This is a genomic window from Nocardioides sp. P4_G4 (assembly GCF_056401085.1).
In genome coordinates this window covers 1-12,833 of record NZ_JBFUKA010000038.1, presented here as the reverse complement: position 1 = coordinate 12,833, position 12,833 = coordinate 1, and the positions used below count along the sequence as shown (strand labels likewise).

The window sequence follows — 12,833 nt, the reverse complement described above, 5'->3', positions numbered from 1 at the left end:
CTGGGCATGGCAATCACACAGGTGTCCCTGATCAGCGTGTGGGTGAAGGACCTCGAGGAGTCCCTCGCCTTCTACACCGACGTCCTCGGCTTCGAGCTCGGGGAGGACGTCCGGCTCAGCGAGGACTTCCGGTGGCTGACCGTCACCCATCCGGCCCAGCCCGGCCTCGCCTTCCACCTGACGACTCCCGGTCCCCCACTCCCCGACGAGCTCGTGACCGCGATCAACCGGGCGCTCGACGCGGGCGCGATGCCGGGCATCGGGCTGGCCGTCGACGACTGCCGCGCGACGTACGAGGAGCTCCGCGGGAAGGGTGTCACCTTCCTGGCCGAGCCGGCCGACCGCCCGTACGGCGTCGAGGCGCTGCTGCGGGACAACTCCGGCAACTGGCTCGTCATGGTCGAGAGCCGCGAGTTCGACCCGTCCACCATGACCGAGGCCGACCTCGGTTGATCGACCCGCGGACGCAGCGAGGCCCCACTCCCGAAAGAGTGGGGCCTCGCTGGTGAAGCGCTGGGATCAGATCACTTGGTGATCTTGACGACCCGGCCGGCGCCGACGGTGCGGCCACCCTCACGGATCGCGAACCGGAGGCCCTCGTCCATGGCGATGGGCTGGATGAGCTCGACCGACATCTCGGTGTTGTCACCCGGCATGACCATCTCGGTGCCCTCGGGCAGGGTCACAACACCGGTCACGTCAGTCGTACGGAAGTAGAACTGGGGACGGTAGTTGTTGAAGAACGGCGTGTGACGGCCGCCCTCGTCCTTGCTGAGGATGTAGACGGACGCCTCGAAGTTGGTGTGAGGCGTCGTGGTGCCCGGCTTGATGACGACCATGCCGCGCTCGATGTCCTCGCGCTTGGTGCCACGCAGGAGCAGCCCGACGTTCTCGCCGGCCTGGCCCTCGTCGAGCAGCTTGCGGAACATCTCGACGCCGGTGACGGTCGACTTCTGCGAGGTCTCGCGGATGCCGATGATCTCGACCTCCTCGTTGACCTTGACGATGCCGCGCTCGATGCGACCGGTGATGACGGTGCCACGACCGGTGATCGTGAAGACGTCCTCGACGGGCATGAGGAACGGCTTGTCGGTCTCGCGCTCGGGGGTCGGGATGGACTCGTCCACCGCGTTCATGAGCTCGACGATCGACTCGCCCCACTTCTCGTCACCCTGGAGGGCCGGGAAGGCGGCAACGCGCACGACGGGGATGTCGTCGCCGGGGAACTCGTACTCGGAGAGGAGCTCGCGCACCTCCATCTCGACGAGCTCGATGAGCTCCTCGTCGTCGACCATGTCGCACTTGTTGAGCGCCACGACCAGGGCCGGCACGCCGACCTGGCGGGCGAGCAGCACGTGCTCGCGCGTCTGCGGCATCGGGCCGTCGGTGGCGGCAACCACGAGGATCGCGCCGTCCATCTGAGCGGCACCGGTGATCATGTTCTTGATGTAGTCCGCGTGACCCGGGCAGTCGACGTGCGCGTAGTGGCGCGCCTCGGTCTGGTACTCGACGTGCGCGATCGAGATCGTGATGCCGCGCTGACGCTCCTCGGGAGCCTTGTCGATCTGGTCGAAGGCCGAGGCCTCGTTCAGGTTCGGGTACTTGTCGTGCAACACCTTGGTGATCGCCGCGGTCAGCGTCGTCTTGCCGTGGTCGATGTGACCGATCGTGCCGATGTTGACGTGCGGCTTGGTCCGCTCGAACTTCGCCTTAGCCACTGGGGCTCCTCCTGGTTGGTTTTGTACGTGAAATCGTGGGTGTGGAACGGGGTGGTGCTGGGGGCCGAGGGCCCGGGGCGACTACTCGCCGCGGACCTTCTTGACGATCTCCTCGGCGATGTTCGAGGGAACCTCGGCGTACGAGTCGAACTCCATCGAGTACGACGCCTGGCCGGAGGTCTTGGACCTCAGGTCGCCAACGTACCCGAACATCTCGGACAGGGGCACAAGGGCGTTGACCACCATGTCCCCGTGACGCTCCTCCTGGGCCTGGATCTGGCCACGGCGGGAGTTGATGTCGCCGATCACGGTGCCGAGGAAGCCCTCCGGCGTGGTGACCTCGACGGCGAACATGGGCTCGAGCAGGACCGGCTTGGCCTTGCGCGCAGCCTCCTTGAACGCCTGGTTGCCGGCGATCTTGAACGCCAGCTCCGAGGAGTCGACGTCGTGGTAGGYGCCGTCCTGGAGCGTGAACTTCACGTCGACCATCGGGTAGCCGGCGAGGACGCCGAACTCCATGGCGTCCTGGCCGCCCTGGTCCACCGAGGGGATGTACTCCTTGGGGACACGACCACCGGAGACGGAGTTGACGAACTCGTAGCCCGCGCCGGTGCCGGTCTCCGGGTCGATGTTCGGCTCGAGGTCGATGACGACCTTGGCGAACTGACCGGAGCCACCCGTCTGCTTCTTGTGGGTGTAGGAGTGCTTCTCGACCTTGTTGCGGATGGTCTCGCGGTAGGCGACCTGCGGCTTGCCCACGGTCGCCTCGACGCGGAACTCGCGCTTCATGCGGTCGACGAGGATCTCCAGGTGGAGCTCGCCCATGCCGGCGATGATCGTCTGGCCCGTCTCCTCGTCGGCCTTGACCGTGAAGGTGGGGTCCTCGTCGGAGAGGCGCTGGATCGCGGTGCCCAGCTTCTCCTGGTCGCTCTTGGTCTTCGGCTCGATGGCGACCTCGATCACCGGGGCCGGGAACGTCATCGACTCGAGCACGACCTGGTGCTGCGGGTCGGAGAGCGTGTGACCGGTCTTGGTGTCCTTGAGGCCCATGACGGCCACGATCTGGCCGGCGCCGACCGACGCGATCTCCTCACGCTTGTTGGCGTGCATCTGGTAGACCTTGCCGATCCGCTCCTTGCGACCGTTGACCGAGTTGATCACGGACGCGCCGGCCTCGAGCTTGCCGGAGTAGACGCGGACGTAGATCAGCTTGCCGAGGTGCGGGTCGGAGGCGATCTTGTAGGCGAGGCCCGAGAACGGCTCGTCGTCGGAGGGCTGGCGAACGATGATCTCGTTCTCGTCCTTGACCGAGTGGCCCTGGATGCCGTCGATGTCGAGCGGCGAGGGCAGGAACTTCACGACGGCGTCGAGCAGGGGCTGGACGCCCTTGTTCTTGAACGCGGTGCCGCACAGGACCGGGTTGAGCTTGTCGGCCAGGGTGGCGCGACGGATGGYCGCCTCGAGCTCCTCGACGGTGAAGTTCTCCTCGCCCTCGAGGTACTTCTCCATGATCGTGTCGTCGGCCTCGGCCAGCGTCTCGATGAGCTTCTCGCGGTACTCCGCGGCCTGCTCGGCGAGCTCGGCCGGGATCTCCTCGACCTCGTAGTCCTCACCCATCGTGGTCTCGCCACGCCAGGTCAGGGCACGCATGCCGACGAGGTCGACGACACCGAGGAAGTCGGACTCGGCACCGATCGGGAGCTGGAGGACCAGCGGGGTGGAGTTGAGGCGCTCGACCATCATGTCGACGCAGCGGAAGAAGTCCGCGCCCGTGCGGTCGAGCTTGTTGACGAAGCACATGCGGGGGACCGAGTACTTGTTGGCCTGGCGCCACACCGTCATCGTCTGCGGCTCGACACCGGCAACGCCGTCGAACACCGCGACCGCGCCGTCGAGGACGCGCAGCGAGCGCTCGACCTCGGCCGTGAAGTCCACGTGGCCCGGGGTGTCGATGATGTTGATCTGGTGGTTCTTCCACCAGCAGGTGGTCGCAGCGGAGGTGATCGTGATGCCRCGCTCCTGCTCCTGCTCCATCCAGTCCATSGTGGCGGCGCCGTCGTGGACCTCRCCGATCTTGTAGGWSATACCGGTGTAGAAGAGGATGCGCTCGGTCGTGGTGGTCTTGCCGGCGTCGATGTGCGCCATGATGCCGATGTTGCGGACCTTGTTGAGGTCGGTGGTGATGTCGACAGCCACTGTTGGGTCTCAGTCCCTCGAAAAAGTTGGTGGGCGGTGGGCGGTGGAGCTCGCCGCGGTGGCGGCGAGCCCCACCGGCGTCACCAGCGGTAGTGGGCGAAGGCCTTGTTGGACTCGGCCATCTTGTGGGTGTCCTCGCGCTTCTTCACAGCGGCACCGAGGCCGTTGGACGCGTCGAGGATCTCGTTCATGAGGCGCTCGGCCATGGTCTTCTCGCGGCGGTCGGCGGCGTAGCCGACGAGCCAGCGCAGGGCCAGCGTCGTGCTGCGGTTGGCCTTGACCTCGATCGGGACCTGGTAGGTCGCGCCACCGACGCGGCGGGACTTGACCTCGATGGCCGGCTTGACGTTGTCGAGCGCGCGCTTGAGCGTGACGACGGGGTCGGTGCCGGTCTTCTCACGGCAGCCCTCGAGCGCCGTGTAGACGATGCGCTGCGCAACCTGCTTCTTGCCGTCCTGGAGGACCTTGCTGACCAGCTGCGTGACGATCTGCGAGCCGTAGACCGGGTCGACGACGAGGGGGCGCTTGGGAGCGGGACCCTTGCGAGGCATTACTTCTCCTTCTTCGCGCCGTAGCGGCTGCGGGCCTGCTTGCGGTTCTTGACACCCTGGGTGTCGAGCGTGCCGCGGATGATCTTGTAGCGGACACCGGGAAGGTCCTTCACACGGCCGCCGCGCACGAGCACGATCGAGTGCTCCTGCAGGTTGTGGCCGACACCCGGGATGTAGGCCGTGACCTCGACGCCGGAGCTGAGGCGCACGCGGGCGACCTTGCGGAGGGCGGAGTTCGGCTTCTTGGGAGTGGTGGTGTAGACGCGGGTGCAGACGCCGCGGCGCTGCGGAGATCCCTTCAGGGCAGGCGTCTTGGACTTCGACACCTTGTCCTGACGGCCCTTGCGGACCAGCTGATTAATGGTGGGCACCGAGTGGTTCCCTTTCTTGGTGTATCTCTCGCAACGGCGACCTGCCGAGGCGGTAGTGGTCGGGAACTGCCGCTCAGGAGCGGTGGTGCCCGGCGCACGACGTGCTGTGCGCTGTCGTGGATGGGCCCCCCGCCCGTCCGAACCGGACAGGCCTGAGGGCAGGCCAAACACGAGGAGTCAATCTACCGGCCGCCCCGAGGAGGGTCAAAACGCCATCGACGGGCTCCGACCGGCCCCTTAACCGGCCGCTGGTCCCGCTGCCGCGTCGGTCAGTGCGGGCGTCCGGCGCGGGATCACCGAGACACCCCTGGCCCGGGCGAAGACCAGGGTCGCGAGGCTGACGCCGACGATGGTCAGCAGGCCGCCGAGCACCAGGGTCCACCGGGCGCCGAAGGTCTCCCCGATCCAGCCGATGACCGGCGCGCCCGCGGGCGTGCCCCCCATGAAGATCATCATGTAGAGCGCCATCACCCGCCCGCGCATGCCCGGCTCGGTGTTGAGCTGCATGTAGGCGTTGGCGCTCGTGATGAGGGTGAGCGCGCTGAGGCCGATGAGCGGTGTCACCAGGGCATAGGTGAGGTACGACGGCATCAGGCCCGCGATGGTGACGACCGTGCCGAAGACCAGCCCGGCGCCGATCACCAGCCGGTGCCGCACGCGGGTGCGGMCGGCCGCGACCAGTGCTCCGGTCAGCGAGCCGACCGCCAGGAACGTGCCCAGCAGTCCGTACTCCGTGGGGCCCTTGCCGAAGACCTCGGTGGCCATCAGGGCCGACGTCATCTGGAAGTTGAGGCCGAAGGTGCCGGCACTGAAGACGATCGCCAGGATCAGGATGAGGTCGGGCCTGGCCCGGACGTAGGCGACCCCCTCGCGGATCGCACCGGGGCCACGGTGGGTCGGCACCGGGCTGTCGAGCGCGCTGGCGTCCATGCCCCGCAGGGCCAGGACCGGGGCGACGTACGAGACCGCGTTGATGAGGATGACCCAGCCGGTGGCCACCGCTCCCCCGCCGAAGGCCGCGATCAGCATGCCGGCGACGGCGGGACCCACGAGCCGGGCGGCGTTGAAGCTGGCCGAGTTGAGGCCCACCGCGTTGGTGAGGTCGTCGGGCTCGACGATCTCGGACACGAAGGACTGGCGGGCGGGTGCGTCGAAGGCGGACGCGGTGCCCAGCACGAAGGCCAGGACGTAGACGTGCCAGATCTGGGCCGTCCCGGTGACGGCGAGGACGCCGAGGACCGCGGCGGGCAGCGCCATGCCGAGGTTGGTCAGCTGCAGGAGGCGCAGCTTGGACATCCGGTCGGCGACCAGCCCGGCGAAGGGCGCGATGAGCAGGAACGGCAGGAACTGCAGGCCGGTCGTGATGCCCAGGGCGGCACCGCTGTTGGCGGTGAGCTGCAGCACCAGCCAGTCCTGGGCGACGCGCTGCATCCAGGTGCCGGTGTTGGAGACGACACCGCCGGCGGCGTACAGGCGGTAGTTGGGGTTCGCGAGGGAACGGAATCGGGGACTCGTGGTGACTCCTTCGGGTCAGTCGGCCTGTGAGAGGCGGTCGAGGAGGGGGGCGGCGCGACGCAGGACGTCACGCTCGTCGGGGGTCAGGGTGTGGAGCCGGACGGCCAGCCAGGCGTCGCGACGCGTGCGGTCCGCCAGGACGACGGCGCGGCCGCGGTCGGTGAGCGACACGATGACCACGCGGCCGTCGGTCGCGTGCGGGCGGYGTACGACGAGTCCGTCGCCCTCGAGGCAGGTCACGGTGCGCGTCATGGACGGCGGCTGCACGTGCTCGAGCCGGGCCAGCTCGCCGATCGTCTGGTCCCCCCGGCGGAACAGCAGCCCGAGCACGGCCATCTGGCCGAGGCTCAGGTCGTTGTCGGGGTGCCGCTCGCCGGCGAGGCGCCGGCGCAGGCGCATCACGCCGAGGCGGAGCTCTGAGGCGAGCCCCGCGTCGGTGCGGGCAACGGCTGCTGTGGTCGGCATGTCGTTAGCCTAACTCATTACCCATGCTAACTATTCCGGCAAGGTGGGAACCCCCGCCGAGGCGGGGGTTCCTGCTCATCGGGGGCGTTGCAGAGGCCACGAACAGACGGGTCCGGCCACGAAGTCGTGGCCGGGTGTTCTGGGACGTGTCAGGAGAGCCAGCCGTTGATCGGGGTGTAGGCGAAGTAGACGACGAACAGGGCGGCCACGACCCACATGAGGGGGTGCACCTCCCGCGTCTTGCCGACGACGACCTTGATCAGGACGAACGCCACGAACCCGGCGCCGATGCCGACGCTGATCGAGTAGGTGAAGGGCATCAGCACCACGGTCAGGAAGGCCGGGATCGCCAGCTCGACGTCCCGCCAGTCGATCTCGGTGACCTGCTGCATCATCAGGAACCCCACCAGCACGAGGGCCGGGACCGCGGCCTCGGAGGGGATCGCCGACACGAGCGGCGTGAAGAACGTCGCCAGCAGGAACAGCACGCCGGTGACGACCGATGCGAGGCCGGTGCGCGCTCCCTCCCCCACGCCCGAGGCGGACTCGATGTAGGAGGTGTTGGACGAGACGCCCGCGGCGCCGCCGGCGATCGCCGCCACCGAGTCGACGACGAGGATGCGCTGGGCGTGGGGCGGCGTGCCCTCCTCGTCGTTGAGGCCGGCCTCCGCACCGATCGCGGTCATCGTGCCCATCGTGTCGAAGAAGTCCGCGAGCAGCAGTGAGAAGACCAGGAGCAGTGCGGCGAGGAAGCCGGTGCCGGCGCTGCTGAAGGCGCCGAAGAGGTTGAACTCGCCCAGGGTGTCGAACGAGGGCAGGGCCACCAGGTCGCCGCTCAGCGTTGGGACGCTCAGCGACCAGCCACCGGGGTTGTCGGCGGACGCCGCGCCGAGGTCGCCGATCGCCTCGACCACGACCGCGACGACCGTGGTCACCACGATGGAGATGAGGATCGCGCCGCGCACCTGGCGCACCCACAGTCCGACCATCAGGGCCAGGCCCAGGCAGAAGACGAAGACCGGCCAGCCCACGAGGTGGCCGTCGGCCCCCAGCTGGACGGGCACGGTGGTCTGGAACGCGTCCGGGATGCGGGTGATGAAACGGGCGTCCACGAAGCCGATCAGGGCGATGAACAGTCCGATCCCGACGGAGATCGCGACCTTGAGCTGCTGCGGCACGGCGTGGAAGACGGCCTTGCGGAAGCCCGTCAGCACCAGCACCAGGATCACGATGCCCTCGAGGACCACCAGACCCATCGCGTCGCCCCACGTGGACTGCCGCGCGATCGAGTTGGCGACGAAGGCGTTGAGTCCCAGGCCGGTCGCGAGCGCCAGCGGGAAGTTGGCGAGGCCACCCATGAGGATCGTGAGCAGGCCGGCGACCAGCGCCGTGCCCGCCGCGATGGCCGGGATGCCGCTGCCGGGCTCGGTCCCGCCGCCGAGGAACGCGCCGGTGGAATCGGGGACGAACCCGAGGATCAGGGGGTTGAGCACGATGATGTAGGCCATCGTCAGGAACGTGACGAGGCCGCCGCGCACCTCCTGGCCCACCGTGGATCCACGCTCGGTGATCCTGAAGTAGCCGTCGACGCCCGACGTCCGGGGGGACCGCTGAGCGGTCTGGGTCTTGTCAGTCACGGGCGGAATTGTGGCAGAAGTGCGCTGCGGCGGTGTTTCGGCGTCCGGAGCGAGCGACTAGCGTGGCCGCGTGGAGTTCAGGGACGAGCAGCCGACGCAGCACGAGATCGGCAACCGCACCTACATCGTGGCCGACGTGGAGCCCCTTGACGTGGACGGCGTCCGGACCGTCGAGGTCGGCGTCGGGCTCTGGCTGCTCGCCTTCATCGGCCTCCTCCCCTTCTACGGCACCCTCGCCGACACCGGGCGCACGTGGTGGCTGTGGACCTGCCTGGCGGGCTTCGGCCTGGGCCTGTGCGGCCTGGAGTACGTCCGCCGGCGCCGCAAGGCGCGCGCGGTGCGGGACCCAGCGTGACCCAGCCGACGCGCTGGGAGCTCGCCGGGGTGGGCAACCGGGGGTACGGCGAGAAGTTCGGCCGGCTGGTGGCCGACGGCGCCGACGTCGACGGCGAGGCCCGCCTGGCCGACGTGCTGGTGGGCCGTAGCGCCCGGATCCTGGACGTCGGGTCCGGCATGGGCCGGGTCGCTGCCGCCCTGGCGGCGCGCGGCCACGAGGTCGTGGCGGTCGAGCCCGACCCGGCCCTGGTCGCCCAGTCGCGGGCCACCTACCCCGACCTCGAGGTCCAGCACGCCGACATCCTGGCCGCCACGCTCGACGGCGGGTTCGACCTGGCCGTCGCGGTCGGCAACGTGATGGTCTTCGTCGCCGAGGGCACCGAGCGGGCCGTCCTGGCGCGCCTGCGGTCCCTGCTCGCGCCGGGCGGTCGCCTCCTCGTCGGCTTCCACCCCGTCGACGGACCGGCCACGGCTCGGACCTACCCCCACGACGAGTTCGTCGCGGACGCCGCGGCCAGCGGGCTGCGCGTCGATGCGTGCTTCGGCTCCTACGAGCTGCACCCGCCGTCGCCGGCGTACGCCGTGTGGCTGCTCTCGCGCGACGACGCCACGGTCACGGCGACGTCGTTCGGGCACCCGCTGCGCTGAGCAGGCCCCTCAGGGCCGGCCCGGCCAGTCCTCAGAGCTGGTCGAAGCCGTCGTCGGTGAGGGTGTCGAAGACGTGGTCGGGCACCGGGATCGGCTGCTGCTTGCGGGCCAGCTTGACCTCGGAGTGGGCGCCGCAGCCGTGGTCGACCGACACCACGCGGCCGTCGTCGTTGGCGTTGCCGTTGGCGCACACGCCGAACGTGTCGGCGAGGTGACCGGCGATGCGCACGAGGAAGCCGCACGACCAGCACGAGTCCGGGGCGCTCTTGGCGAGCGCGGACTCCGGCCCGCCGTCGCCGGCGTACCAGCGCTCGGCGGCCATGTCGATGCCCTCGGGGGACAGGGTGCGGACCCGGCCGAGGCCGAGGTCCTGCGCCACCTGGCGCACCTGCGCCTTGGTGTCGGGGTCGAGCGGGTCGTCTCCGAAGGAGTACGTCGGCACCAGGCGGGGGTCCTCGTCGGCCACGGGCAGCAGGTCGCCGGGCGACAGGTCGCCGGGCTGCAGGCGCTCCGTGTAGGGGACCCACGCGGGCGCCACGATCGCCTCGGCGCCCGGGATGAGCACGACCTCGTTGACGGTCGGCTCGGAGCTCTCCGGGGCGCGGGTCAGGGTCACCGACCAGCGCCAGCCGTCGTACCCGGCACGCGTGCAGGCGAACAGGTGGCTGGCGACGAGCTCACCCTCGGCCTCGCAGCCGAGGTGCTCCCCCACGTCGGTGGCGTCCCCGAGGTCCAGGACGATGGCGCGGGCCAGGTCGGCAGCCGCGGCCAGGGTGGCGTCGGGCGAGGTCTCGGCGAGGGCGATCACGGGCGAATCATGACAAACCACGGGGCTCCTGTCTCCTCGACCGGCCCAGAGGGTGCCTGCTGCACGCCCGGGACCCACCGACACGGCAGGATTGAGCCATGAGCGCCGAGCACCCGACCCGACCCGACGGGACCGACCGCTCGCGCCTCGGCGGCGCCGGCCGAGGGGTGCGGGCCGCCGGCCGCGGGGTGGGACGTGGCGTCGCCGGTGCCGGCCGGGCGACCGGCCGGGCCAGCCGGTTCACGGTGGCCCAGGCCCGCCGCGCCACGCGCGCCGAGGGGGCCGGCGACTCCGGGCTCTCCCGGCTCATCGAGCTGCACGCCCTCAACACCGCCGGCGACGCCGCGGTCGCGATCTCGCTGGCCGGCACCTTGTTCTTCCAGGTCCCGACCGGTGAGGCGCGCGGACAGGTCGCGCTCTTCCTCGGCCTCACGATGCTGCCGTTCGCCGTCGTGGCCCCCCTGATCGGTCCGTTCCTGGACCGCTTCAGCCACGGTCGCAGGTGGGCGGTCGGCGCGACGATGGCGGTGCGCGCCTTCCTGTGCTGGGCGCTCGCGACGGCGGTGGCCACCGACTCCGAGTGGCTGTTCCCGGCTGCCCTCGGCGTGCTCGTCGCATCCAAGGCGTACGGCGTGACGCGTGCCGCCGCGGTCCCCCGCCTGCTCCCGCCCGCCCTCACCCTCGTCAAGGCCAACGCCCGGGTCTCGCTCGCCGGGGTCGTCGGCGCGACGGTGTCGGCGCCGATCGCGATCCTCGCCTCCACCGCCGGTCCGGAGTGGTCGCTGCGCTACGCCTTCGTGCTGTTCGTGCTGGCCACCATCTGGGCCATCCGGCTCCCCCAGCGGGTCGACTCCAGCTCCGGCGAAGAGCAGCTCGCCCTGATGCCGGGACCCAGCGCCGGTCCCCGCTCGACCACGCGTCGCCGCATGCCCAGCGCCGTCGCCTTCGCCCTCAAGGCCAACTGCGGACCCCGCTGGCTCAGCGGCTTCCTCACGATGTTCATGGCGTTCCTGCTGCGCGACAACCCGATCGGCGGCTGGAGTCCCGAGGTGCTGCTCGGGCTGGTCATCGGTGCCGCCGGCCTCGGCAACACCCTGGGCATCGCCCTCGGCTCGATGCTGAGGCGCATCGACCCGGCGCTGACCGTCGTGCTGGCGCTCGTCGCCGACGCGGTGGCGGTGGCGGTGGCCGCGCTCTTCTACGGCCTGCTGCCGCTGGCCCTGCTCGGCCTCACGGCCGGGCTCGCCCAGTCGTTGTCCAAGCTGTCGCTGGACTCCACGATCCAGCGCGACGTGCCCGAGCGCGTCCAGGCGAGCGCCTTCGCGCGCTCGGACACCACCTTGCAGCTGGCGTGGGYCATCGGCGGCTTCATCGGGATCGCGATGCCGCTGATGCCGCAGCTGGGGCTGGGCATCGCGTGCGCCGTGGTGGTGGCGTGGGGCGCGTACGTGCTGCTCACGCGCCCGGCCCGCGTCGCCGCGTCGCCCGGCGGGGCCTAGCTGTACTGACCGCACAGGTTAGGTACGAGGTCGGCTGGTGACTTGCCGCTTAGTGCGGTGTGACCGCGGTGATGATTGTAGGTGTGGAGCCACTCGTCGAAGAGGTCTGCTCGCTCGGCTTCGGACGCGTAGGGCCTGGCGTAGGCCCATTCCTCGAGGGTGGTCCGGTTGAATCGCTCGACCTTGCCATTGGTCTGGGGTCGGTAGGGCCGGGTGCGTTTGTGCGTGACCTGGCCGAGGCTCTCGGCGAAGAGCTTGGATCGGTAGCAGGCGCCGTTGTCAGTCAGGACTCGCTGAACGGTGATCCCAACGGACTCGAAGTAGGTGTTGGCGCGGGTCCAGAAACCGGCTGCGGTCTCCTTGCGTTCGTCGCTGAGTAGCTCGCTGTAGGCCAGGCGGGTGCAGTCGTCGACGGCGTTGTGGATGTACCAGTAGCCCACGCCCCGGCGTCGGTTCCGCTTGCCCAGCGCCCGCCCGAGGACCTTGTGGCCACCGCCGTCGGGGATCCGACCGAGCTTCTTGATGTCGACGTGGACCAGCTCGCCCGGGTTGGCCCACTCGTAGCGCCGCACGTTGCGTCGGATCGATCGCAGCCGGACGCCGGTGGCGGGGTCGGTCCAGGACAGCGGTGGGCAGCCGTAGCGACGCAGGATCTTGTGCACGGTGGAGGGATGCATCCGTAGCCGGTAGGCGATCCGCGCCGGCCCCCAACGGCGCGTGACCCGCATGCCGATCACTCGACGCTCTACCCGCGTAGGCGTGCGGCGCGGCGATGTCTTGGGCCGCGAGGAACGGTCGACCATCCCGGCCACACCCTGGGCGCGGTAGCGGTCGGCCCACCGCTTCGCGGTCGTGACCGAGCAGTTCCACCGCTCGGCCGCGCGTCGTAGGGGCCATTTCTGGTCGACAACGAGCCTGGCCAGGCGTAGACGTCCGGCCGGGGTGAGTTGGGCGTTAGCGTGTGACACGAAGACCTCCGGAGTTCGTGAGCGAGTGATTGCTTGGTCGCTTCACACCTCACCCGGGGGTCTTCGTCATCGTCCAGCAGGCACGCCGTACCTAACGTCCGTGGTCAGTACACCTAGCGGC

General features: G+C 69.8%; 12 protein-coding genes and 1 pseudogene. 4 read left to right on the top strand and 9 right to left on the bottom strand.

Features of this window, described 5'->3' with window-relative positions:
- Positions 1–6: 6 nt before the first annotated feature.
- On the top strand, positions 7–453 hold the full coding sequence (locus tag AC1DQF_RS10525) for a VOC family protein (protein ID WP_477525175.1): 447 nt from the start codon (positions 7–9) through the stop codon (positions 451–453).
- Positions 454–524: 71 nt separating this feature from the next.
- Here AC1DQF_RS10525 and tuf read toward each other — a convergent pair whose 3' ends face one another.
- From tuf to AC1DQF_RS10490, 7 genes and pseudogenes are all read right to left on the bottom strand, one after another.
- Entirely contained in the window at positions 525–1,718 is a 1,194-nt protein-coding gene (gene tuf / locus AC1DQF_RS10520; RefSeq protein WP_477525174.1) for an elongation factor Tu, read from the bottom strand.
- A gap of 81 nt (positions 1,719–1,799) precedes the next feature.
- The gene (gene fusA / locus AC1DQF_RS10515; protein ID WP_477525205.1) at positions 1,800–3,863 is read right to left on the bottom strand and encodes an elongation factor G; all 2,064 of its coding nucleotides are present in this window, start codon (positions 3,861–3,863) and stop codon (positions 1,800–1,802) included.
- A 131-nt stretch (positions 3,864–3,994) separates the two neighbouring features.
- Entirely contained in the window at positions 3,995–4,465 is a 471-nt protein-coding gene (gene rpsG, locus AC1DQF_RS10510) for a 30S ribosomal protein S7 (RefSeq protein WP_056887101.1), read from the bottom strand.
- Entirely contained in the window at positions 4,465–4,836 is a 372-nt protein-coding gene (rpsL, locus tag AC1DQF_RS10505) for a 30S ribosomal protein S12 (protein WP_056599611.1), read from the bottom strand. The genes rpsG and rpsL overlap by 1 nt, the downstream gene beginning before the upstream one ends.
- A gap of 237 nt (positions 4,837–5,073) precedes the next feature.
- Positions 5,074–6,318, bottom strand: a pseudogene (locus AC1DQF_RS10500) (MFS transporter); the annotation flags it as partial.
- A 48-nt stretch (positions 6,319–6,366) separates the two neighbouring features.
- Complete coding sequence (locus tag AC1DQF_RS10495) at positions 6,367–6,816, bottom strand: MarR family transcriptional regulator (RefSeq protein ID WP_477525173.1); 450 nt, start codon at positions 6,814–6,816, stop codon at positions 6,367–6,369.
- 149 nt (positions 6,817–6,965) lie between these two features.
- Positions 6,966–8,453: an NCS2 family permease gene (locus AC1DQF_RS10490; protein ID WP_477525172.1), complete on the bottom strand. Its 1,488-nt coding sequence runs from the start codon at positions 8,451–8,453 to the stop codon at positions 6,966–6,968.
- Positions 8,454–8,523: 70 nt separating this feature from the next.
- On the opposite strand from AC1DQF_RS10490, the gene AC1DQF_RS10485 reads away from it, so the two are divergent.
- Together AC1DQF_RS10485 and AC1DQF_RS10480 are read left to right on the top strand one after the other, a co-directional pair.
- Positions 8,524–8,808, top strand: a complete 285-nt coding sequence (locus tag AC1DQF_RS10485) for a DUF2530 domain-containing protein (protein WP_477525171.1) — start codon at positions 8,524–8,526, stop codon at positions 8,806–8,808.
- The gene (locus tag AC1DQF_RS10480; protein WP_477525170.1) at positions 8,805–9,437 is read left to right on the top strand and encodes a class I SAM-dependent methyltransferase; all 633 of its coding nucleotides are present in this window, start codon (positions 8,805–8,807) and stop codon (positions 9,435–9,437) included. The genes AC1DQF_RS10485 and AC1DQF_RS10480 overlap by 4 nt, the downstream gene beginning before the upstream one ends.
- 31 nt (positions 9,438–9,468) lie before the next feature.
- On the opposite strand, the gene AC1DQF_RS10475 is transcribed toward AC1DQF_RS10480, so the two are convergent.
- Positions 9,469–10,245, bottom strand: a complete 777-nt coding sequence (locus tag AC1DQF_RS10475) for a DUF3027 domain-containing protein (RefSeq protein ID WP_477525169.1) — start codon at positions 10,243–10,245, stop codon at positions 9,469–9,471.
- Between the two features lie 98 nt (positions 10,246–10,343).
- On the opposite strand from AC1DQF_RS10475, the gene AC1DQF_RS10470 reads away from it, so the two are divergent.
- Positions 10,344–11,744: an MFS transporter gene (locus tag AC1DQF_RS10470; RefSeq protein ID WP_477525168.1), complete on the top strand. Its 1,401-nt coding sequence runs from the start codon at positions 10,344–10,346 to the stop codon at positions 11,742–11,744.
- Here the strand turns inward: AC1DQF_RS10470 and AC1DQF_RS10465 are convergent.
- Positions 11,741–12,712: an IS481 family transposase gene (locus AC1DQF_RS10465; protein WP_477525167.1), complete on the bottom strand. Its 972-nt coding sequence runs from the start codon at positions 12,710–12,712 to the stop codon at positions 11,741–11,743. The two genes, AC1DQF_RS10470 and AC1DQF_RS10465, sit on opposite strands and share 4 nt — an antisense overlap.
- Between the last annotated feature and the right edge of the window lie 121 nt (positions 12,713–12,833).

Excerpts from the sequence above, each read along its gene's own strand:
- AC1DQF_RS10525 (WP_477525175.1), top strand. The coding sequence starts at position 7 with ATGGCAATCACACAGGTGTCCCTGATCAGCGTGTGGGTGAAGGACCTC.
- rpsG (WP_056887101.1), bottom strand. The coding sequence starts at position 4,465 with ATGCCTCGCAAGGGTCCCGCTCCCAAGCGCCCCCTCGTCGTCGACCCG.